This is a genomic window from Pseudomonas sp. NFX224 (assembly GCF_048565165.1).
GTDB lineage: Bacteria > Pseudomonadota > Gammaproteobacteria > Pseudomonadales > Pseudomonadaceae > Aquipseudomonas.
Genome location: NZ_CP183416.1, coordinates 1,442,770 through 1,467,786 on the forward strand (window position 1 = coordinate 1,442,770; position 25,017 = coordinate 1,467,786).

Sequence of the window (25,017 nt, forward strand, 5' to 3'; positions counted from 1 at the left end):
ACGCACGCCATGAACATCAATCTGCAACTCGACGCCCTGCGCAGCGCTTACTGCGACGGCAGCACCACGCCCCGGCAACTGCTGCTGAACCTGCGGGACAAAGCCGCCGCGCTGAACCCGGACTATCACTTGTTCATCCACTTGCTGAGTGTCGATGAACTGGAACCGTACCTCGCCGCCCTCGATGGTCGCGATATCGACAGCCTGCCGCTGTACGGCGTGCCGTTCGCGATCAAGGACAACATTGATCTGGCCGGCATTCCGACCACAGCGGCGTGCCCGGCGTTTGCTTACATCCCCGAACGCTCGGCAACCATCGTCGAGCAACTGCTGGCACTGGGCGCGGTGCCATTGGGCAAGACCAATCTCGATCAATTCGCCACCGGCCTCAACGGCAGTCGCTCGCCGTATGGCGCCTGCCCCAACAGCGTGTTGCCAGAGTATCCATCGGGTGGGTCCAGCGCCGGCTCTTCATTGGCGGTGGCGCTGGGTGTCGCGAGTTTTTCGCTGGGCACCGACACCGCAGGCTCCGGGCGCGTGCCGGCGGGCCTGAACAATCTGGTCGGAATGAAAGCCACCAAAGGTTTGATTTCCACCGCCGGGGTGGTGCCGGCCTGTCGCACACTGGATTGCGTGACCACGTTTACCGCCACAGCACGGGAAGCCAGTCAGTTACTGGCATTGACCGCCCGACTCGATCCACGGGACGAGTACAGCCGCAGCAATCCGCTATGGAATGACGGTTCGGCTTTCGGCGTGTCGCGCCCGTTCCGCTTCGGCGTTCCCCGCGCGCAAGACCTGGAGTTTTTTGGTTGCGCCGAAGGACCGGTGTTGTTCGGTGATGCCATTGATGAACTTAAGCGCCTGGGTGGCGAAGCGGTGGAGCTGGACCTGACGCCGTTCCTCGAAGCGGCACGCCTGCTGTATGAAGGCCCGTGGGTGGCCGAGCGCTACAGCGTGGCTGGCGAACTGATGGAGCAAAACCCCGAAGCCGTATTGCCGGTAATCCGTGCCGTGCTGGCCAAGGCGCCGGCCGTCAGCGGCGTGCAAACCTTCCGCGCCCAGTATCGGCTGCAAGCGTTGAAAGCGCTGTGCGACAAAGCGCTGGAAAACCTCGATTGCGTGGTCACGCCCACCATCGGCCGCCCGGTGACCCTGGCAGAGCTTGAAGCTGAACCGGTGCTGCGCAACTCCGAACTGGGCTACTACACCAACTTCATGAACCTGCTCGACTACGCCGCCATCGCCGTGCCGAGCGGTTTCATGGGTACCGGCTTGCCGTGGGGCGTGACGCTGTTTGGGCGAGCGTTTACTGATCAATATCTGTTGAGCGTGGCCGATGGTTTGCAGCGCCAGCAGGGTTCGGTTTCGCCTGCTCCGGCCAACGTTGCACGCAATGATCGTGCGCGGCTGGTGGTCTGCGGTGCACACCTGGACGGATTGGCGCTGAACTGGCAGCTCAAGCAGCGCGGCGCCCGATTGGTGGAAACGACATTCAGCTCAGCCGACTATCAACTCTACGCCCTGGCCGGTGGTCCGCCGTTCCGTCCGGGCATGGTCCGGGTCAAGGACGGCGGCGTATCGATTGCCGTGGAAGTGTGGGAATTGCCGAGCAGCGAGTTGGGCTCGTTCCTGACCGGGATTCCGGCACCGTTGGGACTGGGCAAGGTGCAACTGGCGGATGGCCGCTGGGAGAGCGGGTTCATCTGTGAGGCGTATGGCTTGCAAGGCGCGACCGACATCAGCCACCTCGGCGGATGGCGTGCCTACCTGAAAACCCTCGCCTGACAACGATGCGGAGGCTGCGATCTTTCGATTTTGTTTTTCAAGGTGAGAAGATCGCAGCCTTCGGCAGCGCCTACAAGGACCGGTGTAACCACTGTGGTACACAGGAGCGACCATTCGCGGCGCACATAGAGCAGTTATTTCCCGGCAGTGCCACTAGAATGCATGCCATCGGAATACTGACAATGGAATTGCCATGCCGCTTCGCTCACCGCTGTATTCTCAACGTTCGTTGATCCTTACGCTGGTCGTGTTGCTGGGCGCGGGTTTCCTCGCCACGTCATTGCTCAGTTACTACGCCTCGCGGGCGTCGATCCGCGACAACATCGTCAACACCGAACTGCCGCTGACATCCGACACGGTCTATTCGGAAATCCAGAAAGACCTCGTCAGACCGATCCTGATTTCTTCGATGATGGCCCGCGACACCTTCATGCGCGACTGGGTGGTCAACGGTGAAAAAGATTCCGACCAGATGACCCGCTACCTCAACGAGGTCATGACCCATTACGGCGCCTACACCGCGTTCTTCGTCTCCAACACCAGCCTGACCTACTACCACGCCAAGGGCGTGCTCAAGCAGGTCAAGGCGACCGAGCCCCGCGATGCCTGGTACTTTCGTGTGCGCGACATGAACGATCCCTACGAGATCAACGTCGACCCGGACCTCGCCAACAAAGACAACCTGACCGTCTTCATCAACTACAAGGTGTACGACTACAACGACCGCTTCATCGGTGCGGCGGGTGTCGGGCTGACGGTCGATGCGGTGATCAAACTGATCGACAAATACCAGCAGCGCTACCAGCGCAGCGTGTACTTCGTCGACACCTTCGGGCGCCTGGTACTCACCGGCGCCGAGGGCGGGCCGGATGGTGCGCGGGCCGGACAAACGCTCGGTGAAGTCGACGGCCTGAAAAACCTGGTCAGTCAGTTGCCCAAACCCCACAGCGGCAGCTACGAATATTCCGGCGAAGGCCAAGGACATTTCCTCAACGTGCGGTTCATCCCCGAGTTGAACTGGTACCTGTTCGTCGACAAACGCGAAGACGGCGACCTCAGTGACATCCGTCGCTCGCTGTACCTCAACCTGCTGATCTGCCTGGCAGTCACCCTGACCGTGCTGGCCCTGCTCAACCGGGTGATCAAGCGCTATCAGAGCAGGATCCAGGCCCAGGCCACCCTCGACAGCCTGACCGACCTGCCCAACCGTCGCGGCTTCGACCTGCTGGCCGCGCAAGCCATGCACGAGGCTCAGCGCGAACCCAAACCGCTGACGGCGCTGCTGCTGGATCTAGACCACTTCAAGGCCTTGAACGACACCTACGGCCACCTCGCGGGTGATCAGGTGTTAATCGGCTTCGCACGGGATCTGGAGAGCTGCCTGCGGCATTCCGACATCGTCTGCCGCTGGGGCGGTGAAGAATTCATCGTGCTGCTCAAGGACACCGACGGTGAGACCGGTCTGATGATCGCCGAGAAAATTCGCCAACATGTGGAACAACAGCGTTATGCCTACAACGGCAGCAGCTTGCAGCTGACCGTCAGCATCGGCCTGACCACCCTGCAAACCGACGACACCTTGCACACACTGCTGTCGCGGGCCGATCATGCGATGTACCGGGCCAAACAAAGTGGCCGCAACCGCACCTGCGTGGAAAAGCCTCACTCCAGTTATGAACCCGCCTGACCTCTGCCCCGCCTGCGGCGCACCCAACGACTGCGCCCTGGCCGACCCGCGAACCGCTGACCGGGCGTGCTGGTGCTACGGCGTCAGCATCGACCCGGCGGTGCTTGAAGCACTGCCCGCCGAACTGCGCAACGCCGCGTGCCTGTGTCCGCGTTGTGCTGAAGTCGACGCGCAGTTGCAAGCAGCGGCGCGGCCGATCACGTAAGATGCGCGGCCCTCTCTTTACCGATCCTCAAGTCATGCGCGTCGACCGTTTTCTCAGCAACCTGCCTCGCTTCAACCGTAAGCAAGTACGCTTATTGCTGGTCGAAAAGCGCGTCAGGGTTGACGGAAAAATCGTCAGCGACCCGCACAGCGAAGTCCGCGAGTTCAGCCGTTTGGAAGTCGACGACGAGGTGCTGCAAGTCGGCAAACCGTTGCGCCACTTCATGCTGCACAAGCCCGCCGGTTGCGTCAGCGCCACCCGCGATCCGCAGCACCCGACCGTGCTCGACTTGATCCATGAACCGGACAAGGACGAACTGCACATCGCCGGGCGCCTGGATTACAACACCACTGGCCTGATGCTGATCACCAACGACGGCAGTTGGTCGCGGCGCCTGACCCAGCCGCAGACCAAACTGCCGAAGGTCTACTACGTCGAAACCGAGCAGGACATCGGCCCCGAATACGCGATCACCTTCAACGAAGGGCTGTACTTCGCCTTTGAAGACCTCACCACTCAACCGGCCGGGCTAGAACTGCTCGGGCCTAAATCGGCGCGCCTGAGCATCGTCGAAGGCCGCTATCATCAGGTGAAGCGCATGTTCGGCCACTTCAACAACAAAGTGATGCGCCTGCACCGTGAACGCATGGGGCCGCTGGTGCTCGACGATGCGTTGAAACCGGGCGAATACCGCCCGCTGACCGATCAAGAGATCGGATTGATCTAAGCGACCTACCGCTCAGCAGAAGTTGTCGAACAATTTACCAACGGCACTTGCGCAATGATGTGACCCCTGCTTGAATCAGGACGTCGGCGCGAAATGTGACCGACGAGTCACAAAATACTTCTAAGAAACTTTTTGCCGGTAGGAACCCTTGGGTTCCGGCCTCATCCGGCAGACTGCCCGCCAATAACAATACCCGTCGACCGGACTGCAATGGATCGACATGGGCCTCTCAAATTCCAGGCGTATGCCTACCTGTCACAAAGCTCGTGCAATCTCTTTTGCGCGCATACCCGCTTGCCAGGAGTCATATGACATGAGGCCAGAAATCGCTGTGCTGGATATACAGGGTCAGTATCGGGTTTACACGGAGTTCTATCGCGCAGACGCCGCAGAGAAGACCATCATCCTGGTCAACGGCTCGATGGCCACGACTGCGTCGTTTGCACAAACCGTGAAAAACCTTCATCCGCAGTTCAATGTGGTTTGCTACGACCAGCCCTACGCGGGCAAGTCGAAAGCCCACAACCTGCATGAGAAAATGCTCACCAAGGAAATCGAAGGGCAGATCCTCCTGGAGCTGATCGACCACTTCGCCGCCGAACACGTGCTGTCGTTTTCCTGGGGTGGCGCAGCGACCATGATGGCGCTGTCGCAACGGCCACGGCGGATCGAAAAAGCCGTGATCAGTTCGTTCTCCCCGGTGATCAACGCGCACATGCTCGACTACCTCGAGCGCGGCGTCGATTACCTCGGCAGCCGCGACGGCGACCGGGTCGGGCATCTGGTGAACGACACCATTGGCAAACATCTTCCGTCGTTGTTCAAGCGCTTCAACTACCGTCACGTCAGCTCCCTGGCCGAGCATGAGTACGGGCAGATGCACTTCCACATCAACGACGTGCTGCACAGCGACCGCCAGTGCTACCTGCACGCGGCGAAAAAAATCGACGTGCCGGTGCTGTTTCTCAACGGCGAATGGGACGAATACACCGCCGCCGACGACGCCCGACTCTTCGCTGACCATGTGCAACACAGCACCTTCAACACCATCCAGGCCACCGGCCACTTTCTCGACATGGAACACAAAGCCGCCTGCCGAGACAGCCGCAACGCGCTGATGGGTTTCCTGAAACCGGCACAGTTTGAAAGCCGACCGCGTTACCACTACGTTCAGGACCACCATGCATTGGCCATCTGAAACAGCGTCATCGCGAGCAAGCCACGCTCCGCAGCCTTGACTCCCTTGTGCAGGAGCGAGGCTTGCCCGCGACAGACCGTCATGCGGTCGTTGCCCCGTGTCATCTGCGCTAAACCCATCTGGCGCAAAGAAAAACTTCATTTCCCCGCGCACATCTGGTACAAAGTCACCGCTCTGAGCGGGTGTCGTATAATGGCATTACTCCAGCTTCCCAAGCTGATAACGAGGGTTCGATTCCCTTCACCCGCTCCACTATTTTCAAGGCCTCCAGCGGTATCGAGGTAGCGTCAGGCGAAGCTGGTGACAGTTTCAGTGACAGTTACCAAGAATTTGCGTGTCACGCTTCTGGCCAGCCCCGTCCTACCCCCTCCCCGTTTTATGTTGACCCATGGGAAAAAGGTAATTTTGGTAATTGGATTTTTTAGATCCTTCAAAAACCTTTGAAATCAACTGGTTAGCTCATATCGTTAAAGGTAATAATAGGGTAATTTTTTAGTAATTAGATTATCTTTTGGCATGGTTAGACCCTTACCTTAAAAAACCCTTTGAAATCATCACCTTACAAAAAAATTACCTTTTCAATTACCCAAAATTACCTTCTCTGGTAATTGCTCAAAGCCACGCAATACAAGGGCTCCAGCCCCGTCTCCGATACCTATTACCGAAATTACCTTTTCGCCACGCCCTTCCCGAAGATGGCATCCGTCGAGCTATGCTGCATTCATTTTTAGGGGGAAGTAATGAGTACCGAAGACGATCCTTCCATCACGAACGAACAGCTGGTCGCGGTCCTCAGCAATGCTGTGGCTTACGTCGCAAATGAAGTGGTTGTTCTGGGCCAGTATGAGAGAATCCAGCAAGGACGATTCACACAGCTATGGCCTGCGGGCGGTGATAATGGGCACTTTGAAAAGCGCATTAATCGTGTCGTAGAGCATTTGGGCGGCCCCCCCGAGCTGTATCTAATACGAACAGGCGAAAGTCCTCCCCTTGCTGATGACTACCCGGGGAGCTCGATGCGTGAGGTGTTCGATGTATTCCAGCGCGCACGGAAATCAGTCATACGCGCTCATTTGTTCATGACCGGATCAACAATGCTGGTCGAGCAGCCGGATTTACTGCAAAAGCCCAAACCGGGCACCGAAGAATTGTTTCAAAAACATGCGCAATCAGCTTTCTGGGAGCACGCAGAAGCTGCGTACATTCGCCTCTTTTCGTTTTGGGATCGAATAGGGCAAGTCCTAGACTTCACCTTCTTCAACATTCGAAAATTCGACCACAACGGCTTTCATGCTGTCATGGATCGCATCCATGCGAATGTGAGACCGATGAACAATCACCTATGCAATAGCGGCAGTTGGAAGCGCCTGCGCGCATTCCAGACGTCTAACAAAGACGACGGTCTTCAGTTTCTCCTCCAGCGACGTAACCTTCTTGTGCATAGTCTCCATCTACATCCGCACAAGGCCGATGACGATGAAATGTTCAGGTCTCAATTCAATCACCTGGATGAAGCCCATCGCAAAAAACTGCAGCCACGAGAGCCAGCCGCTGAAGCCGAAATTTTAGTTGGTCAGCTCAATAAAGCGTCGACACTGTTCGACGATTTCCTGGTATTGGTTGAATTTTCCCCGTCTCGAAAGTCGAGTCGCTGGTAAAACTACTGAAAATCAGCACTATCCCGGAGACGCCTGCCAGCTAAGGGCGGCAGGCATTTTATCATCCCGACACCCAAGCCATAAAACGCGGAAGTGCGAGCACTTCGAAATCCAAAAACACGCCAAAACCCACGATTTAAAAGTTTTCGCCCAATGAATCCGGGGACTCCAGAGCCACCCCTTCCGTGACCGCCCCGCGTGCCGCTGTGCACCCGCGCTGCATTTCCTTTCAAAACCTTGCACAAAATGAAATTGCCGATCGACTGCGGAGCCCCATAGCCCGCCTGGTCCGCAGGTTCGTTTTCACTACGTACGGATTTGCACAAAAAAAGGACACAAAGCCCGTCGGCGGGAGGGGGATAAGTGCTTTTTCAGATGTTTTTTTCTTTGCCTGGCGATTTTGCCCGCCATGGGTGCCTGCACAAGCTTTCCCACCCTATTCCGTTCGAACTGACCAGCCTCCGACGGTGACGATCACCCTGGCAGATTTGCTGAAGATATTAGTGTAGATTTCACACACAAGCGTGCGATAAAAAGCCGTTCCAAAAATAAGAAAACAATTCATGCACTAATGCGGCCGAACATCTAACTGCCAAGTGAGATATGCAAAAATGGATTTTTCTGAAATTTTTAACTCTTTACTTGAATTCAGCTGCATGGCCAACCAAGCAATTGATAGTTTTAACCATTGGATTATGTCAGCTGCGCAAGCGGCAATCGCAGTAGAAAAAAGCGCCATATGGGCGACATTAGTAACAGACATAATCACAGTTGCCGCAGCCTTGGGCGCACTTGCACTCCCAATTTCTTTGAATGTAATCGAAACCACCAGAACACGCTACAGAAGCCCATCACTATTAAAAATCACATCTTCACTTTCAGGAATAGATGCCAAGCGTCTAAATCGCCAACTGTTCATAATTCTAGCGACATCAATCGCAACAAAGTTAATTATTGCAATTCAGGCATTTGATTTGATTTTATTAGTGCCATACTTATGCGCACTAACAATTTGGTTTGGCTTCGTGATTTACCTTGTGTATAGGCATCTTAAGTTTACGTACACTTTCATGTCGAATATAGAAGAAATACACGAGCGCATATTTCGGAGCATTCACAATTATGCAGAGGCATGCTTTTTACGACCTGCGATTGCGCAGAATCTATTTTTTTCTTACGCATCAAAAGTAAAAATCCACTTCAGCAATAAAATTAGAATTCAGGACAGTATCGCCGCCCTGATAGAACTGGAATCCTATTTACTTTGCACTGATCCGTCGAAGGTAGACTTAGACCCCAGAATAAAAACAATTTCCTACGAAGCCTTCAGTAATTTAGAAAATCATGAAGCAAATGAGTATTCACGTCATTTTCTGGCTTCCCTCCCTTCGGTTTTGGCGGCGGTCGAAACGTCTAGAGAGGTCGACGTTTATCAAGCCGTAGCAGGGTTCTATTTGTACCTTGCCATGATGGCGATCCTGTCCAAAGAAGAGTACAGATCTCAGATTGGAGTCATCGAAAGGATCGCTAGATTCAGAGAAGACAAACTCCCTGCGTATGGTCGCTTCTGCCGAAATGGCCGTCTGTTTCTTTATTTTGCTAACAAAGACAAGTCCAGCAATGAGGCCTATACATATTTGCAAGAGCATTTTATTTTCTTGGTAGAAACCGCTGTTCGTGAACAACCGGAAAATATCCCTGAGCTTTTGAGTAATGTACGTCAAGTTGTACAATTCAAGAGCAATTACCACGAAGGGGGATGGGGCGTCCCTGAAAAAGTTTCAGAGTTATGGGGGAACAAATTTTTACCGGATTTCGATAAAGACGTTGTTGACACGTATGCTGGACGAATCACCGAAGCCGAGCTTAGCGACAAAATTGAGACCAAGTACAAACCAGAGATGCAAACATATCTCCAAGCAAAAATCTCCGATAACGCGCTACTTAAGGAAAAATTTAAAGATATAGATACGGCACTAGATGAGTGCTGGAAGGGGATATCGCTAAAAAGGTTTTCTAGTGAAATAGAAACAGTGACTTTAAGAGCTTTAGCTACGTTACTTTCTACGCATCCCGAAACAGTTGTCGAGTGTAGAGAACTACGCAACCCCGCCGGGGCGAGATCATTTAATGTTGGCCACTCTCCAGTTCCGACATCTTTGGGGGAATGCATCGAAGCTTTTTTAGCCGCGAAGAATTTTAGTGATATTTACTCGCTTCGCAATGACCTTCAGGAGTATAAAATAGTAGATGCCATAGGGGCTCTTGTAGTTTATGAGCTTTGGAACATATACATACTCCGCGCAACTGGTGCAACCATTAAACCGGAGATGACTGCACCTGCGATACCCAATAGCGTGTTGAGTGAGCTAAAGGCAGCATCTCAAAGAGTCCCACTACTTAAAACATCGCTTCTTAAAACCTTGGCTAACGACAGATTCCTGGACAAGCTTGGAGTGCTGTCCGACCAGGTAATAATATTACAGGAGTATGCTTGTAAATTTTGCGAACTACTGAGCGCTGCACTTGATCAAAAAACTAAGTCTCAGATTGCCACTCAGAAGCTAGACCCCGCCTCCTTAGATAGATTTAAAAAAGAATTCACTAAAGCTTTCCGATCGTCAGCTAGCAAATATTCCTTATTTAAAAAATTCACGATAAACAAAGTTGATCCAATAGTTTCACATCTAAGCTTGCCACGCGAAGCATTCCTTGCAGACACCGACACCCATTACCTTTTCGACTCGCACGGGTCAAATTTAGCGCAAGAAGTTCACAACTGGCTGAACGGTCAGATATTGTTTCACAACCACAAAACTGAAAACTCAGAACTCACACTTCCCACTCGTAAAGCCGAATGGATAATCTGCTCTTCTCGCGCATTAAAAAAATTCCTTTCAGTCGGATTTACGACATCAGGCCGAACCATCACATGGCCAGATGGAAAAGGAGAAGTTAAATTTGTTAAAATTGACTGTGACAGCTCTGGCTATTATCTGGTTTTACCAGGTGAAAGTTTGATCACAGTAAACTATGAGAATTTAGAAAACGGACTACCCATCACTATCAACTTCACCGACAACGGTGAAAGTATCACCGTTAAAATTGAATATTTCGTTAACGCACTACGCTAACGCCTTATATTAGACTTCATCACCATCGATTCTCCGTGGCCGCTGAACTGAAAATGCCCCGCCTATGCGAGGCATGACACGTACTTAAGATATTGCGTAGGCTCGATGAAGCTCAATTGAGGCCGCTTCGATATCCGAGTTATTCAGTGCTCGATCGTACGCCCTGACAAACGCATAGCCACCCACAAGCCCCCCTGTGGCCAATGTCGCTCCTTGGCTCCCCAAAACACTCCGTCCGCTGACAGACACACCTGTTGGGCCTTCGACGATCGGATGGTTACCGACTTTGATCTTGGACGTTGGCCCATCGAAAACGGCGACTATGACTGTCCAGGTTGTCGATTTATCACCGCTCTCAAGTCGACTGCCTGCTGAAACACTTTCATAGAAGCCATTCGTACCTGGTGCAATGAGCTGAACACCCGAAGACAACAGACGCGTTTGGTTCGCCGTAAAGACGGAGGCCTGAACGACCATCGCGTAAGTCATGGATTGCGTGATAGCGATCGTGCCTGGACCGTTTGCAATGTGCTGTGTCCCATCCAATAGCACTGCAGGATTGCCCCCTGGTCCCCCGGTTCGCGAAAACTTCGGTTTCCCCCAACCTGCGTATTGGTAGTTGAAGGTTCGGTTAACGATCGGTGCCGGCCCGTTTGCCAGCCAGGTATCTACGGCGGCACCGTCGGCAAGCGCTGCCAGGCTCGCAGCATCGAGCTCGTAAATGATATTGGACTGCACATCAGGGATGTTCGGCGTATCGGGAAGCGGGTTGGACAACACACCAGGTGCGCTGATCACGAGAGAAAACATTTGATGCTCCTTACTGCGTTCAGCGCAGCGCGGTGTAGAAAAATGAGGAAATTACTGGCGAACCCTTCACCGGATCCGGATGGATCTTGTCAGTACTGATCAGAGGCGTTTCGCCGGTGCTCGCGTACTTCGCTGGATCACCCATGGCTGCGTATTGCATGTCCATAAAAGCAAGGCCCTGCGACCAACACCAAGCGGCGACGAGCTTGGTGTAAGCGCTCATGGGGTGCTGACTGGTTCGTGTGGTCTCCCATCGCATAGCGACGATGAAAGAAGCCCCGGGATGGACTTCCAGGTGGGAAGCGACCACGCCCTGCAGGTTGGCGAGAAAGGTCTCCGGCGGGACCGATGCTCCCTGGTCGTTGCCCCCCAGCATGATCAGCACTGCGTCCGCTGGAATGAAGCCCGTGGCGGTCTTCTGCTGCGTTAACCAGGCCGCATCGTTTTTGTACCAATCGCCCGACGCCGAACCACTGGCCGCACACTTGGACACGACCACACCCGACGTACTGTTTTCGGTGTAGAGGCCAAACAGCGTCGGCGTGCCGGTCACAACCTCCATGCGGAACTTCCAGTTACCGCCGGCAGGCAAGACAGGGAAAGCCAATTGCTGAGGCCCAGTTCCGGACAGTGACAGCGTGTTCCACTCCAGGGCATCACCCCAGCGATAGCGCAGGGTGGAATTCGTGCCATCGCCCAGGAACAGCAGTTTCGCCAGCGTCGCGACTGTCGAGATATCCGCGGTGTCGACGGCGGTGATGCTCACGTAATCACCAGCAGCCCCCGCCTTGATCGTTCTGTTATCGGGACTGGCCGCCCCCAACGGCGATAGCGTCCAGCTGCCGCCAAAATAAGAAAGGCTGCTGTTGCTATACAAAAAGTTCTTTGCCCCGAGGGACGCGCCGTGATTGAAGCCGATGTAACCCGAACCACCAAAGCCAAAGTCTTTGGCTAAAAAACGCGTAAGGTCATTCACGTAGAAGTATTGGCCGGCGGAATAGGAGTCGCCGATGATTTTCAGGTACAGCTTCACCCCAGGCACACCCGCGCGAATCTGGCCTTGCTTCATTCGCATTTGAGGTAAGTTGGAAATGTTGTTGTAAGCGGTTTTTGGATGGCTGTCGTCACCGCCGATCAGCGGTTTCAGCCGTTTGGCCCAGCGAAAAATCACCCAGTCCGGCACCTGACCATCGGTATCGCGGATCGACAAATCAGTCAGTCGTCCCAGTGCGTCGGGAAATGCATACAGCAGGCCCGGGACATTCGCCGGCTTGACGCCCAGGTACTTGTACAACATCTTCAGCGCCCAATTGCTGGGCCCGCCGTCCCGGTTATTGATGCCCATCCACGTTTCATGTCCAGCGGCATCACGTACAGCCATTAACGTGTCATTGACGGTCTGAACTTTGAATTTGCTCTGAACGAAGTTATTGATCGTTTCGACGGCGGTCGAACTCGGGTAGCGCGTTTGCTCAACCGCAACGCCCGCTTCATTTTTAAACAGAATGAGCGACTGGGCGTTCTCGGGTGAAACCACCGTGAAGAACATGCCATCGGTCGTCGTGCGCAAGCCTTCCGCCGGACTGGCTTTCACGCCGGCAGCCAACTGGGCAGCGTCCCTTGCCGATTCTGCGCGTAATGCCGCGCCGTTCGCCTCGGCCAGGGACTCGGTAACGTCCAGGAACTGGACAGGCAAACGATAATCCCGTTTCCCTTTGGTGATGCGCAGGTCATACAGCCCGTTGGGTGCGGCAAACTGCACCAATCCGTTTGCGTCGGCCAGGAAAGGGTTGAGCAACCCCAAACCGTTGCTCTTACGCAAACCCAACACGATGTTCTCGGTCCCGCGCTCGTACAGGTAGCAGGTCGCAGCAGGCAAGGCGTTGCCCAGGTCGTCTTGTGCAAAGAAACTCTTGAGTTCCAAATTAGGCTCCGGTGATGGGCTTGAGCTGCCCAATAAGCTGTAGGCCGGTACCGGCGTTGGTGGTGAAGTTCGCGGCGTTGGCTGGGACTGGGCTCGGTCCGTGGACGTGGCCCGCCAGTTCGGTGTTCGTCTGGGTGACCAGGTCAATCAGATCGCACAGCACCTGCAGCACGTTCACCGACTCCGAGCCCAGCCAGATCGTGCGGGCGATGCTGCGGCGGGCGCCTTCGATGCGCTCGAGCAAGTCTCCTCCCACCGTCAGATTGAGCTTTTGACCCACCACCTGGTTGAGGTCGCGCCCGCTGGCCAGGTGCAGGTCATCCAGTGCGGCCAGGCTGGCGGATCCGCCCGACAGCAACTTGAGCGCGCCGATCGCTTCCATCGTCTTGATGCCCCCGACCGACTCGGTCGAATGGTCGTCCACCGTCACCGTGCTGCTCTGGTGGCGCTCGACGTTGGTCAGGCTTTCAATCTCGCGCTCGATCGACTTGTCCCGGATCCGGCCATCGGTCTGGCGCAGCCAGTTGCCGTCTGCGTCAGCTCGCTGTTGGGCGGCTTCGCTGTGCTGCCACACCTGGTCACCTTTCGGCACCTTGGGCAGGCTCAGGCCGTGCGGCAGAATTGCCTGGATAAATGGCTTGCTCGGCAGGCCATAGGCGAAGGATACGACGACCCGCGTCCCTTCTTCGGGGAAGGCGAAAAAGCCCATCTCATCGCCACCCATGGGCATGGGCAGCGGCACGCCGGCAAGCACTGGCAAGTCCGGATCCGGCTCGTCGTCCTCACCCAACAGCTCAAGGTCCACCGCAAAGCGCGGACGGAAGTCGTCGCAGATCCCGGCGCCGGCCGGGGCATCAGCCACACCCACCACACGGGCGAAGCGCGGCAGGTGATAACCGCCGGTGAGTTCGGGAAATTGCCGCTCTACGCTGCGGCGGATTGCGTCTTCCATCGGATCGCCATTTGGTTGCCGGTGAGCGTCACGTTGGTGATCCGCTCCCCTTGATTGATGGATGCACCTGGTCGCAACCCGGGAAGGGCCGCGATCATCGCGCTCTGATTGTTTTGGTAGCCGTTGAACAGCTCGACGGGCAGCTGCAGCGGCGATCGGGAACCGAAAAAGCCGTCAGCCCAACTGCCCACAAACACTTCGCCGTCGCCTTGCTGCTGCCAGATAAAGTCGGGGATCCCGAACACCCGGGACAGGCTATCCATGGCCTGATAGCCGGCGGCCAGGTTGTAGAAGAACGGGGCTTTGACTTTGGCGTATGCCATGTCCGGCACTCGAAAGCTCAACCCGGTTTTCTGGTTGATCTCGCCCAGCACCGTCGTCAGATCCGCATGGCGCAGGTTGAGCGGCAACGGGTTGGCCAAGATCGCCGCCAGTTCGCGACAGAACAGCACTTGCTCGATCGCGTTGGACGGTGTGCAACGCTCGACGTAGCCAATGAAGTGGCGCTGCAGCGGGCTGTCGTTGTAGCCAATATCGAGCGTCACCAGCCCCTTTACCGGCGCCGCCGCTTGAATGGTCAACGTTGCGCGGCCGGGGGTACGCAGTTCAAGGCGAACGTCATCGGTGATAAGCGGATAGACCACGCCACCGACGGTCAGCACCTTGTGCAGCTTCATGCTCATGCCCCACCGCCCAGGTAGTTATCCAGCTTTTTCAGGGTGGCTTCGAAGCCGCTCAGCTCCTGACCTGGTGCGCCGGGTTCACCTGCACCAGGTGCCGTCACTGACTGCCCCGGGGCGCCTTGTTGCGTGACATCCTTGGACGCTCGACGCGTCTCGACCCGCTCGGGGTTGGAGAGCTTTTCCGACAGCGTGAATTGAACGAGCCAGGCGCGAAGCGAGTCGTCCTCCCGGGCGCTGACACCCTCGGAGAACTGCACCTGGCGTACGCCGAATGCGGACGCGGTGTCGTTGACCAGCCGGTAAGTTTTGAGCTGGCCGCCGGTGTCGGTCGCCTCAGCCAGACGCATCAGGTTGCGCAGCTGCGACTCATCGACAAAGGGGATCAGCAACGTGACCGCCAGTGTCTTGGGCTTGAACCCCTTGTGGGCCGAGTCGGTGTTGCTGGTCTGGCCGGACAGGTCGTCACTTTCAATTCGCAGGTTGGCGGTGACCTTGAGGTTCTTGCCGCGTACCTGTTCGCCATCGAGCAATAAGGTCATAGGCCCACCAGTTCCCGAACAAAGCCCAACCCCTTCAGGGAGCCGACCAGCAGCACGCCGGCCGACAATCCCCACTCGTGCCCTGGTGCGTCGCCCTGCAGCAGCTGGTGCCGCAACTCGGCGGCATTCCCCGGACCGATCAGGCGGGCGCGCATGGTGTCGTCGGCCGTGCCGCCGGCGAACTGCGACTTGAGGTCGGCCAATTGTTGGGCCTGGGCCTGGGCCTGGCTGGCTTTGCGGGCGGCCAATCGCCCCAGATCCGCCATCGGCGAACTGTCGGCGTAGCTTTCCAGTGCCGACAGCTGACTGTTCAAGGTTTGCGTGGCGGCCTTGGTCACGGTGCAACGCTCAAGGGGCAACGCCCCCCAGCGCGGCAGCGTGCCGGCGGTGGGCAGTTCCCACTTTTCAGCGTCCAGCGCGAACAGGTTTTTCGCTCGACGTTCGGCGCGCTGCAGGTCGGGCATCGGCAGCACGGCATTGAATCGGGACAAGGTCGCCGCGAATTTGTCGTAGCGCGTGCCCAGGAACATCACCGCCAAGGCGTATTGCGCCCCCGCCGGACGCCCGTCGTCACCGGTGTCTTCCAGCTTCTCGCCCAGCTGCTGCAGCAAGTTCGGCGCGGACAGATAACGCTGGTTACCGCGTCCCTGCCCTACTCCACTTTGAAACGGCGTCACCACCAGGCAGGCCGGGACTTCGCCCAAGGCATCACTGAGCCCGGCGCGGCCAGCGGCCACGGCCGCTTCTGCAGCGGCGCCGACCGGCCCCGGTGAGGTGGTGGCCAAGTCGGCCAGACCCGCCAGGCGCTGCCCGGTGCTGGTCAGTTCACTGCTCGCCAGATCCTTGGCCGCCTCGAGGTCGTCAAGCCACTGGGTGGACTGCTCCGGCCAGCGCATGGTGATGGGTGCCCAAATCATACCGGCGTGGACTCCCACACCACAGCGTTGAGCGCGTCCAGATCCGACGTCGACCGCGCCGCTGCCAAGGCTTGCTTGAGGTCGTTGGCTTTGAGCAGACGCTGTAGCTTGAAGTCGGTGAACTCGTCACCGATCTGGCGCAGCTGGTCGCTGGTGTGTTCCAGGAAGGCTTTCACCCCGGCTTGATCCTGGCAGGGGTAGACGCCACTCAAGCCGCGCAAAATCATGCTGGTCAGGTTCAACTGATCCTGAAGCTGGGTTTCGTAGAAATAGCGATCGCCCAACACCGACGACCAGAACCCGCCGGTGATCTCCTGCAGGCACGCCGTGTTGACCACCGCCAGTTGGGCGACGTAGCGCAACTCGATCACGGCCGGGATGTCGTCGACCCAGTGGCCATTGCCCCAGATCTGGCCCGGGCCTGGCACTTCCAGCGTGTAACCGGTCGGCAGCGAACCCGCACGCTCGATGACCAGGGGCTCACGGGTCTGGATGTTGTAGGCCGTCAGCCCTTGATAAGAGTCGACCAACTGCCAGCGTCGACCATCCCAAAACGCCGCCTTTCTTTCCGGTACCGCCGGCGGCGCCACTTCGACACACCCGCCGGGAATCAACCAAACATTCGGTTCCAGCGGCGAGCGATCGGCCACGGTCTTGCCGGTGAAGATGCCCAGGTGATCGGTTTGATAGACGGTTTTAGTATCCATGGCGGGTCTCAATACTTAATGCAGGCAAGGAAGGCGATGTTCTGGGGACGTGTCTCCGCGCCTCCCGAGTAACCCACGGTGATGGCGTGAGCGTGATCACCAACAGCGCCGACGGTGATGACGTGCGCGTGGTCGCCGACTGCACCCACGCCGATGTTGTGGGAGTGGTTACCCGCTTCGTTGGTGATGTTCGCGGGCTGATCGGATCCGCTGCCACTATCTGCGTAGTACCAAGTGCCGTAGACGCCGCCCGATGAACTGGCGTTGTTGACGGTGTGGGCGTGGTTACCCTGGGCGTCCGCCCATGCCGTGTGACTGTGGCCACCTGTAGCCCCTGAACTGCTTGAGTGGCTGTGTCCACCCGCAGCCGCCGAACTGCCGGCGTGGTTATGGATGCGCGTTTCATCCGCCTGGGAGCTACCCAATACCCGGCCGGCATCGATGCCGCGACCGTCATCCAGAACGCGGATGAACTTGCCGCGTGGGTCCGGCAGGTTGAACGTGTTGACGCCGTCACCGGCGCCGTAAAGGGTGCCGATCTTGGCGAACAACGCGGCGTACACCGTGCGCGACACCGCCGCGCCATTGGCCCGAAACCATCCCGGCGGCGGTGTGGCCATCGCAAAGGTGCCGATACGACCGACCTCCGAGTCAGCGATAACTTTGCGCAGGGCATTGAGCGCCTTGGTGGTCGCCAGAATCTCGCTGCTATCCGTGCCCGGGTCATCGCTTTTCGCATTGGGCAACTCGCCCAGGTCAACGTCGTCTTTGGTCGTAGCCCGGGCGCGCAGGTTTTCGTAGTCGCCATTGCGTAACGCGAATTGCTTAACCAGGGCACCGGTGATCGGCTCGCTTTGACGCAGATCCGTGATGTCCTCGGACACCGACACCTGGGCGAGCTCCACCAGGTAATGCGCGGTGCCATTGCTGTCGACGTAGTCCGTCTTCTCGGCCCCGAACACCACCTTCCATGCAGCGACTGCGTCGCTACCCTCACGGGCCAGCGCCACGTCGAGCCAGGCTTTGACGGGGAGCGCCGGTAGTTGCACCTGGACCGGCTCAGCCAGCTCGACACGGATCCCTTCCACGTAGGCAATGCCCGCTTTCACCTGGTACAGGTCAAAACTGCGTTCCATCTGCAGGCTGTCGGCCAGGTAGCAGACACGACCAAACACGTCGCGGTTGCTCAGGCGCTCGCGCAGATCGATGCCGTTTAGGCGAACCGTGAAGTCGTGCTGCCACGTACTGGCATCGACAGTGATGCCCGTCAGCGCCTGGGCACCGTTGAACTCCACCAGGAAGTTGCGGGTGACGTTGTTGCCGATCTGCAGCGGCGGAATGTTCTTGCGTTTTTGCTGCACCGGCACAGTCGCGACCGCGAGCAGCACGCCTTCCGACGCTTCCAGACCGATCCAGTTAAAGTCCCAGTCGCCGACGTCAGAGCCCACCATCAGGCTGTAGATCACCTGATTGGGGCTGACGTAGCCTTTGCGGTCGTAGGCTTTGGTGAAGACGATCTGCGACGCTGGCGGCTTGCCGGCGGCGCGATCCACCGGGGCGTTCGGGTCAAGGCCTGGCACAAGCGCCAGGACGAAACGAGCAACCTCGAGCTTCTCCCCGGCGCCTTGTTTCTGGGCAATAAGACTCTCGCCGGCAAGGGTGATGCTAGCTCCCATAGGTGCTCCTAAACGGGTTGTTCAAAAAGGTGAGCAATGCGAGCTCGTTGATCACGACCAGGCGACTGGCGCTGTCGTCCAGGGTGGCAATCAGGGTTTGTTGGTCGTCGTTGAGATCGGCCACGCCGATGTTCAGCTTCACGGGGGTGATCGTGACGAAGTCGTAGCGCCGGCACGTGCGCCCGTACTGCTGCATCAGGACGCGCAGCAGCACCGGGTTTTCGCTCAATTGTGTGTCGGACAGGTGCAGCAGGACCACGTCCCAATCGAGGTCCGGTAGGCGCTCCTGGATCTCCACATAACCGACGCCCAGGCGTTCGAAAATGCGGACCATGCCGGCCGTGCTGCCCGCGTCCACGGCATTGATAAACGCGTACTTCACCCGCCGGCGGTAGAGCTTTTCCGGCTCACCGTGGAAACGCTGGATGTCGCGCTGCCAGGCCAGCAGATCGAGCACGCTCAGGTGGCAGGTCTCGGCGTCCATCTGCAGCAACGGCCAATGCAGCCAGCCTTCGACCTTGATCCACCAGGCTTGCGCGGCCGCTTTCAGCTTGGCCAGCTCCGGCCCGTCAAGCCAAAACGGAAGGCTCAACTTAAGCATTTAACATCACCTCAACCCCGGACAGGCGCGGGATGGTCAGCTTGGAAATGATGTCCGCGTTGTCAAAGTCCAGCGAGTCGATGCCCGGGAATTGCTGGTGCAGTTCCTCGCCCAAGCGGCTGAAGGAAAACCGCGACTGAGGGTGAGTCAGCGTCGGCTGATAGTCACTGGCCGTGCTCTCACGGAACGCGGCGCGGATGAACAGCTCGATGTCAGATTTCAACGCAGGCCAGCGCTCGGCACCGACTTCAGCCTTGGGCCAGACCGTCAGCTTCACGGTGTGCAGCGTGGCGGGCATCTCCAACACCAGCAGGTCGTCACCGTGGCCATGGTTGCCCTGGTCGCGGATGTAGTGGTTGATTTCAGCCAGGAAGGTATCCGCCGGCGAATCGGCTTCGAACAGCACGAATGCATTGGCACTGCCGGGGCCCCGGGGCGCGTTGTGCTCAAAGTAAACGCCATCGGGCTGCACACCAGGGAACACAGCGATCATGGCGCGGTACACGGCGTCGGTGTGCCACTGGTTGACCGCTGAGAACTGGTTACGCACGCGCAGGCGCAGCTCGTCGTCGGGCTCGGTGTCGGCGCCGGGTTGGCTCAGCCAACCGTCAGCGTTCACCACCTGGACAACCCCGGGCACCGGCTCCGGCAAAATGGAAAAGTAACCTGGTGCGAGATTGAATCCGCTACCGGCCTGCTTGGCCCGGGCCAACACCCGGATCTGCGATTCACCGTCGGCAAAGCTGGCCGCTGCCACCGTCACCAGCTCATACACGTTGCCGTTGATCGCGATCGACTGCACTCGAGTACCGGCCGGGACTTCCAGCAACCCGGCCAGCGCGCTGCGGGTGAACAGCAGCAACCCCTCGGCCTTGGTCGCCGGCTTGCGGGTGACGTTCACCGCCCAGGCCAGCATGTCCAGCCAAGCACCGGTGGCGGTCTTCACGAAGAAGTTCGGCAACACGGTGCCGGCGATAAAGTCGATCAGCCACATGACCGGCTTGGTCACCAAGGCGGTGATCACTCGCCAGAACGGCGACCAGGCGCTGGTGTTGCTCAACTTGCTGCCCTGGGCGACGACTTCCAGTTCCCAGGCAGCGCGCAGCTTGGCCTCGGTGGTCGGAATACCGGCGTCACTCAACGCCTGCTTGAAATCTACGTCACTCACAGCACTACCTCGACAGATCCGAATTCAACGGTTTTGGCGGTGACCAGGTACCGGCCCTTCCCCTCTTCAAGGATCCGGACGGTGCCTGGTACCAGGCGCACGTCCGCCTCAACCAGCAGTTCCAGTTGCTGGATGCAGTCGGCTTGTCGGAAGCGATCGCGCTCGGCGACCTGCGTCACCAACAGCCCGCTTTCGCGGATCATGTGACCGATGTCCTGGGCGATGCTGGCCCGATCGTCCACTAGCAGTGGCTGGCTCGAGGGGTCCAAGGTCAGGTCGTTATCGGTGATCAGCAGATCGATGTAGAGGCTCATCCGCCTACCCCCATCGCGACCATGTTTTCCAGCTCCAGCGGGGTCAGCGGCTTGGCGGTGTGGATGTTCACGTTTTCAACGTGGGTGCCCTTGTTCTGGCTACTGGTGTTCTGAATGCTGGTCAGCAACCCGCCCGGGGGCACAGCAGAGGCCCGCGACGGTGAAAGGCTGGGGATCGCCGCATTGATGGTCTGCTGGGTTTTCTGCGCGGTACTGGCGGCACTGGCCGCGCTCACCGCCGCGTCGACACCGGGCACTTCCGGCATGCCGCCAAAACGCGCTTCGATGTTCACGCCCGGGATGCTGTTGATCATTTCGATCAGGCTGTTGATAGCCTTGTAAAAGACGCCGACGATACTGTCCCACGCGCCCTTGGCGATGCTCGACCAGCCGCCCATGGAGCCGAACCAGTCGGACAGCGTTTTGAACTGCTCACTGACCCACTTGAAGGCCTCACTGTTGAGCAGCGCGGCGGTCCATTCGTCCCAGTAGTAGACGGCGGCAATGACCAGCGCGACCAAGGCGGCGATCCCCATCACCACGACGCCGATCGGGTTGGCGGTCAGGGCAAAGTTGACCAGCCAGATCGCGCCCTGCCACAGCATCATGGCGCCCCGAATGACAGCCAGGCCGGCGCTCAGGCCATAGATCACGGCGGTATAGGCCAAGATGGCCAGCTTCTGCAGGACGAACCCTGCAGCGGTGCGCAGATTGAGCAGCTGTACCACTTTCCACACCGTGACCAACCCAAGCCAAGTGGTTCGGGCGATCCCGACGACGAGGGTGAGCAGCGACATGCTGGCCACGATGCCCAAAATCGTCAGCGTGGTGATGCCGATCACGCGGGTGATATTCGGAAAAATCTGTGTCCAGCGCGTAAGGCTTTTCCCGATGCCCACCAGCTTATCCATGAGGGGCGCCAGGATCGGAATCAGCACCTGGCCAAAGGCGATGCGCAACGCCTCGACGGCAGCGGCGAACTGTTGCCACGGATCGACCATGGCTTTGGCCATGTTCTCGGCGTTCTCCAGGCCTCGGACTTTGCCCAGCTGGTCCATGCCGTTGCGCAGGCGGTCGGTGTCCTTGGTCAATGCGGTGATGACGCGGGCGCCCTCCCCGCCAAAGGCTTCGATCAGCTTGGCGCCGGTGCTGGCACTGTTCAGATCGCCAAACTTGCCTTCCAGCTTGTCGAGGATGTCGAGCATCGGCAGCAACTTGCCGTTCTGGTCGACGAACTTCATCCCCAGCTTTTCCGAAGCCCCGCCGATGTTCTCGAAGAATGATTTGTAGATGCCGCCAGCGTCCCCGCCTTCCATGGTGCTGCTGAGCGAGCCGATCACGGCGAACTGCTCGGCCAGGTCCACGCCGGCGGTGGTGGCGATCGAGCCGACTTCCTTGAATGCGTCCTTCAACTGCGCGCCGTCAGTGCGGAACAGCTGCACAGCCAGCGCTGTTTGGCCGCCGAGTTTTTCAACCCATTCGCCCTTGCCCATGGCGTCGGCCTGCCCCTTGAACAGGTTGTACATGGTGCCCACGTAATGCCCCATCGTTTCGGCATCGGTCCGGGTCGCCTTGGCCATGACGTCCGAAGCATTTGTGAACACCGCCAACTGGTTACCGGTCAGCCCCTTGATGGCGCCCTCGACGGTGGTCGCCGAGGCAACAAAGTCCCGGGCGCTTTCGCCGTAGGTAACCGAAAACTCCAACGCCTTCTGATTGAGTGCGGACAATGCATCCTCCGCCACGCCCAGCGATCGGACCTCGCCCAGGGCGCGGTTCATCTCCAGCGCCGGCGCCAAAGATTCGGTAATGGCCACACCGGCACCGACCATGCCACCCAGCCCCAGGCCCATCGTCTTGATGTTTTTTTCGCTCTTTTCGGCAAGGTCGGAAAACCCCATTTTCACTTTGCCCAGGGGCGCGGTGACCTTGTCGGTCAGACTCAAGATGAAGGCCAGGCGAGCAGCGCGGTCAGCCATGTGTATTTATCCGTTCAGTGCATGAGCGATGCCGTTAGCCACGGCGATTTCCATGCGTCTCCAGTGTTCGTCCTCTAACCACTTAGCCGCGCCCATCACCTCGGGTGTGGGCTCAGCACCAGGCAGCCAGCGACGGGACAAGGTCATCAGTTGACCGAGTCCGTCTTCACTCAGGCGCTCAGCGTGGTCGAGGGCTTTTTTACGATGACTTCAACATCCGGGCCGTATTCCTCGACCAGCGTGCCGGCGAGCGTCATCACCATCACCGGATTGCCGAGCAGTGCCTTCAGGCTGGCGCGCTCTTCCTGCTTCACGGTGTTAACCAGCAGGTTGTTGGCTGGGGCGACCTTGTTGTTCTGGGTCAAGGCGTTGAAGTACTTGGTGACGTCCTGGGGCGACAGGGTGAAAGTGAATTCTTTGTCGCCGACTTCCAGGGTGATATCGCGTGTTTCGCTCATCGGGTCTTGCTCCGTTTGGGATTCAAAAATGGTGAGGCTCAGCGCAGGCAGATCCTGCGCACGTGGTCCTGCAGGCCCAGGATCATTTGCCGACTGAGGGCAAGCTGATTTCTGAGGGTGAAATAATCCGATCGAGCGTCTGCTGTGAGTTCGGCGGCGCCTGCATCAGCCACGCGGCCGGCGCCGGGTTGGGCGGGCGTGGCGGTGGCGCAGGTGGCGGCGACGCGCAGCCGCTGACGGCCATCGTCAACAGCGCGGCGCAGGTCATCGTTTTGATTGAGCGCATGGCTCAGCTCCTGAGTACGTTGAAGATCGATCGCATCGCGGGCAGCCAACGACTCACCGCTGATTCGGGCCGTTTCGCGCAGGTCAGTAACCTCACGCTGGACGTCGTCGCGTTCGCGGCGCGCGGTGTCGAGCTGATCGCGCACCTGGTCAAATGCAAACCAGACCAGCAGCCCGGACAGCAGAAGAAAAAGGACGAGGCGTAACGGTGGAATGGTCATTGCGCGCACAGGCTCGCTTCCGCCAGGCGCCGTGCATGCAGTCCGCGAACGAACTGTTTGCGGCCCTGGGCATCGGTAACAAAAGCCCACACCGGTGTTTTGCCATCCGGAGCCCAGGCCATCGCCTTGCAACCGTCCGCGATGCGTCCGGCGTTGATCAGGCCGACCGCACGACTGGCGCACGTCGTCGGCACGCCGAAGTTGTGCGCGTGGCTACTCAGCGCGTCGAAGGTGTTCTGCCCCACTTGCTGATTGGTGATGCAGTCGGCCAGCTGCAGTTGGTCGTTCTCGATCACCAGCTGCTCCACCTCGTCACAGCGAGCGTCTGACCAGAAGTCACCGATCACGACCGGATAGGGGCTAGTGTGGTGGGTGATGCCCTTGCACACAGTCGGTAGCCCCCGGGCCAGCTTGTCGGCATACACCACGTTCTGACCCTCTCCTTCCCATTGGCCCAGAAAACCGAGCAAGGAAGCGCTGGACAGCGCAATGGCGCCGGTGGCGATCTTGGTGCGCAGGTTCATAACTTGCCCTTCCAGTCGCGCAGCATCTGACGGTACTTGGGGACCAGCAGCACGATCTGCAGCACCATGTAGAGCGCGGTCAGCATGTAGGCTACCGCTGACCAGTCGATGGCACCTGTCACACCGGTAGCGGCCACGCCGATTGCCGGTGACGCCTTGAGGAATACAATGGCGGTGTCCTGAGCGGCCTGATTCGTGCTCATCGGCGAACCTCTTTCTCAAAAATTGACTGGCATGGCACGCAACGCAAGATCCCGCCAAGCGCCTGGCGCGCTTTGGGGATTTCGCCGTCACAGTCCAGGCACTTACTACGGCTTGGCCCGATCGGGCGCGGCTGAGCCAACTGGGCGGCAATCGCCTGGTCGCGTTGGCGTTGCTCCGTTGCCTGGGCGCGATCGAACGGGCAAGACATCAGCGCAGACCCTCGATCTCGGCGGCGGCCAGGTACGGCACGCCATTGATGCGAATGAAGTCCGGACTGGTGACGTCAAACGGCACCTTGTGCTTGGATTTCTCGCCACCTTTCGGATCGATGCTCAGCAGGCTCGATACCTTCAACTTGCAACCGAAAGCCTCAATACGCAGTTCCTCGTCGCCGGCCTTGGCAAAGAAAATCGAGTCGAATGGCTCGAGCTCGCGAAAGCTGCCAGCCGTGCGAGCGGCTTCGATCAGCAGGTTGAAGTTGCTGGTGTCGAACTCCATTTCCCCGCTGCCCGACACGTCGCCGTCGACGTGTCCGTCGGGGACACCGCCGCTCTGCGCCACCGCGGTGTTGTCCGTGATATCCAGGGTGCAGCTTTCGACGTGAACCAGCAGATCGCCCAGGTTCACGTCGAAGTTCTTGCCGCCAATACGTGACATA

At 58.2% G+C, this 25,017-nt stretch carries 26 protein-coding genes and 1 tRNA gene; 8 read left to right on the forward strand and 19 right to left on the reverse strand.

From position 1 onward, the window contains the following. The first annotated feature begins 9 nt into the window (after window positions 1–9). The 8 genes from atzF to ACNYC6_RS06455 all read left to right on the forward strand — a co-directional run bounded on the left by atzF (window position 10) and on the right by ACNYC6_RS06455 (window position 10,397). Entirely contained in the window at window positions 10–1,788 is a 1,779-nt protein-coding gene (atzF, locus tag ACNYC6_RS06420; protein WP_419711582.1) for an allophanate hydrolase, read from the forward strand. Window positions 1,789–1,981: 193 nt separating this feature from the next. Beyond that, window positions 1,982–3,475, forward strand: a complete 1,494-nt coding sequence (locus ACNYC6_RS06425; RefSeq protein WP_419711583.1) for a sensor domain-containing diguanylate cyclase — start codon at window positions 1,982–1,984, stop codon at window positions 3,473–3,475. Further along, window positions 3,462–3,680, forward strand: a complete 219-nt coding sequence (locus ACNYC6_RS06430; protein ID WP_419711584.1) for a cysteine-rich CWC family protein — start codon at window positions 3,462–3,464, stop codon at window positions 3,678–3,680. The genes ACNYC6_RS06425 and ACNYC6_RS06430 overlap by 14 nt, the downstream gene beginning before the upstream one ends. Before the next feature lie 34 nt (window positions 3,681–3,714). Then, window positions 3,715–4,407: a pseudouridine synthase gene (locus ACNYC6_RS06435; RefSeq protein ID WP_419712917.1), complete on the forward strand. Its 693-nt coding sequence runs from the start codon at window positions 3,715–3,717 to the stop codon at window positions 4,405–4,407. Between the two features lie 313 nt (window positions 4,408–4,720). After that, the gene (locus tag ACNYC6_RS06440; protein ID WP_419711585.1) at window positions 4,721–5,605 is read left to right on the forward strand and encodes an alpha/beta fold hydrolase; all 885 of its coding nucleotides are present in this window, start codon (window positions 4,721–4,723) and stop codon (window positions 5,603–5,605) included. 178 nt (window positions 5,606–5,783) lie between these two features. Continuing rightward, window positions 5,784–5,857, forward strand: a tRNA-Gly gene (locus ACNYC6_RS06445). Window positions 5,858–6,345: 488 nt separating this feature from the next. After that, a complete protein-coding gene (locus ACNYC6_RS06450; protein ID WP_419711586.1) occupies window positions 6,346–7,263 on the forward strand; it encodes a hypothetical protein in 918 nt (305 codons plus the stop codon). 611 nt (window positions 7,264–7,874) lie between these two features. Beyond that, the gene (locus ACNYC6_RS06455) at window positions 7,875–10,397 is read left to right on the forward strand and encodes a hypothetical protein (RefSeq protein ID WP_419711587.1); all 2,523 of its coding nucleotides are present in this window, start codon (window positions 7,875–7,877) and stop codon (window positions 10,395–10,397) included. Window positions 10,398–10,481: 84 nt separating this feature from the next. On the opposite strand, the gene ACNYC6_RS06460 is transcribed toward ACNYC6_RS06455, so the two are convergent. Genes ACNYC6_RS06460 through ACNYC6_RS06550 form a run of 19 tightly spaced genes read right to left on the reverse strand, consistent with a single transcriptional unit; the run spans window position 10,482 to window position 25,016 of the window. After that, on the reverse strand, window positions 10,482–11,207 hold the full coding sequence (locus ACNYC6_RS06460; protein ID WP_419711588.1) for a hypothetical protein: 726 nt from the start codon (window positions 11,205–11,207) through the stop codon (window positions 10,482–10,484). Window positions 11,208–11,226: 19 nt separating this feature from the next. Further along, window positions 11,227–13,131 (reverse strand): SGNH/GDSL hydrolase family protein, encoded by a 1,905-nt coding sequence (locus ACNYC6_RS06465; protein WP_419711589.1) that lies wholly within the window; start codon window positions 13,129–13,131, stop codon window positions 11,227–11,229. A gap of 1 nt (window position 13,132) precedes the next feature. Further along, window positions 13,133–14,083 carry a hypothetical protein gene (locus ACNYC6_RS06470; RefSeq protein ID WP_419711590.1) on the reverse strand — a complete coding sequence of 317 codons (951 nt, stop codon included), beginning with the start codon at window positions 14,081–14,083 and terminating at the stop codon, window positions 13,133–13,135. Continuing rightward, complete coding sequence (locus ACNYC6_RS06475) at window positions 14,056–14,766, reverse strand: hypothetical protein (protein ID WP_419711591.1); 711 nt, start codon at window positions 14,764–14,766, stop codon at window positions 14,056–14,058. Before ACNYC6_RS06475 ends, ACNYC6_RS06470 begins: the two co-directional genes overlap by 28 nt. Continuing rightward, window positions 14,763–15,305 (reverse strand): DNA-binding protein, encoded by a 543-nt coding sequence (locus ACNYC6_RS06480; RefSeq protein ID WP_419711592.1) that lies wholly within the window; start codon window positions 15,303–15,305, stop codon window positions 14,763–14,765. The genes ACNYC6_RS06475 and ACNYC6_RS06480 overlap by 4 nt, the downstream gene beginning before the upstream one ends. Continuing rightward, a complete protein-coding gene (locus tag ACNYC6_RS06485; protein ID WP_419711593.1) occupies window positions 15,302–16,222 on the reverse strand; it encodes a hypothetical protein in 921 nt (306 codons plus the stop codon). Before ACNYC6_RS06485 ends, ACNYC6_RS06480 begins: the two co-directional genes overlap by 4 nt. Beyond that, the gene (locus ACNYC6_RS06490) at window positions 16,219–16,929 is read right to left on the reverse strand and encodes a phage tail protein (RefSeq protein WP_419711594.1); all 711 of its coding nucleotides are present in this window, start codon (window positions 16,927–16,929) and stop codon (window positions 16,219–16,221) included. The genes ACNYC6_RS06485 and ACNYC6_RS06490 overlap by 4 nt, the downstream gene beginning before the upstream one ends. Window positions 16,930–16,937: 8 nt before the next feature. After that, window positions 16,938–18,605 (reverse strand): phage tail protein, encoded by a 1,668-nt coding sequence (locus tag ACNYC6_RS06495; RefSeq protein ID WP_419711595.1) that lies wholly within the window; start codon window positions 18,603–18,605, stop codon window positions 16,938–16,940. After that, a complete protein-coding gene (locus ACNYC6_RS06500; RefSeq protein ID WP_419711596.1) occupies window positions 18,595–19,206 on the reverse strand; it encodes a phage tail protein in 612 nt (203 codons plus the stop codon). The genes ACNYC6_RS06495 and ACNYC6_RS06500 overlap by 11 nt, the downstream gene beginning before the upstream one ends. After that, window positions 19,199–20,374, reverse strand: a complete 1,176-nt coding sequence (locus tag ACNYC6_RS06505) for a baseplate J/gp47 family protein (protein ID WP_419711597.1) — start codon at window positions 20,372–20,374, stop codon at window positions 19,199–19,201. Before ACNYC6_RS06505 ends, ACNYC6_RS06500 begins: the two co-directional genes overlap by 8 nt. Further along, a complete protein-coding gene (locus ACNYC6_RS06510; protein WP_419711598.1) occupies window positions 20,371–20,688 on the reverse strand; it encodes a DUF2590 family protein in 318 nt (105 codons plus the stop codon). The genes ACNYC6_RS06505 and ACNYC6_RS06510 overlap by 4 nt, the downstream gene beginning before the upstream one ends. After that, window positions 20,685–22,667 carry a phage tail tape measure protein gene (locus ACNYC6_RS06515; RefSeq protein ID WP_419711599.1) on the reverse strand — a complete coding sequence of 661 codons (1,983 nt, stop codon included), beginning with the start codon at window positions 22,665–22,667 and terminating at the stop codon, window positions 20,685–20,687. Before ACNYC6_RS06515 ends, ACNYC6_RS06510 begins: the two co-directional genes overlap by 4 nt. Window positions 22,668–22,673: 6 nt before the next feature. Next, window positions 22,674–22,814: a DUF6890 family protein gene (locus tag ACNYC6_RS06520; protein ID WP_419711600.1), complete on the reverse strand. Its 141-nt coding sequence runs from the start codon at window positions 22,812–22,814 to the stop codon at window positions 22,674–22,676. 23 nt (window positions 22,815–22,837) lie between these two features. Further along, window positions 22,838–23,125 (reverse strand): putative phage tail assembly chaperone, encoded by a 288-nt coding sequence (locus ACNYC6_RS06525; RefSeq protein WP_123434213.1) that lies wholly within the window; start codon window positions 23,123–23,125, stop codon window positions 22,838–22,840. Between the two features lie 38 nt (window positions 23,126–23,163). Further along, complete coding sequence (locus ACNYC6_RS06530) at window positions 23,164–23,631, reverse strand: lysis system i-spanin subunit Rz (RefSeq protein ID WP_419711601.1); 468 nt, start codon at window positions 23,629–23,631, stop codon at window positions 23,164–23,166. Further along, window positions 23,628–24,155, reverse strand: a complete 528-nt coding sequence (locus tag ACNYC6_RS06535; protein ID WP_419711602.1) for a lysozyme — start codon at window positions 24,153–24,155, stop codon at window positions 23,628–23,630. The genes ACNYC6_RS06530 and ACNYC6_RS06535 overlap by 4 nt, the downstream gene beginning before the upstream one ends. Continuing rightward, complete coding sequence (locus ACNYC6_RS06540) at window positions 24,152–24,358, reverse strand: hypothetical protein (RefSeq protein ID WP_123434210.1); 207 nt, start codon at window positions 24,356–24,358, stop codon at window positions 24,152–24,154. Before ACNYC6_RS06540 ends, ACNYC6_RS06535 begins: the two co-directional genes overlap by 4 nt. Beyond that, complete coding sequence (locus ACNYC6_RS06545; protein ID WP_419711603.1) at window positions 24,355–24,567, reverse strand: TraR/DksA C4-type zinc finger protein; 213 nt, start codon at window positions 24,565–24,567, stop codon at window positions 24,355–24,357. Before ACNYC6_RS06545 ends, ACNYC6_RS06540 begins: the two co-directional genes overlap by 4 nt. Next, window positions 24,567–25,016, reverse strand: coding sequence for a phage protein (locus tag ACNYC6_RS06550; RefSeq protein ID WP_123434208.1), 450 nt, complete (start codon window positions 25,014–25,016; stop codon window positions 24,567–24,569). The genes ACNYC6_RS06545 and ACNYC6_RS06550 overlap by 1 nt, the downstream gene beginning before the upstream one ends. Between the last annotated feature and the right edge of the window lies 1 nt (window position 25,017).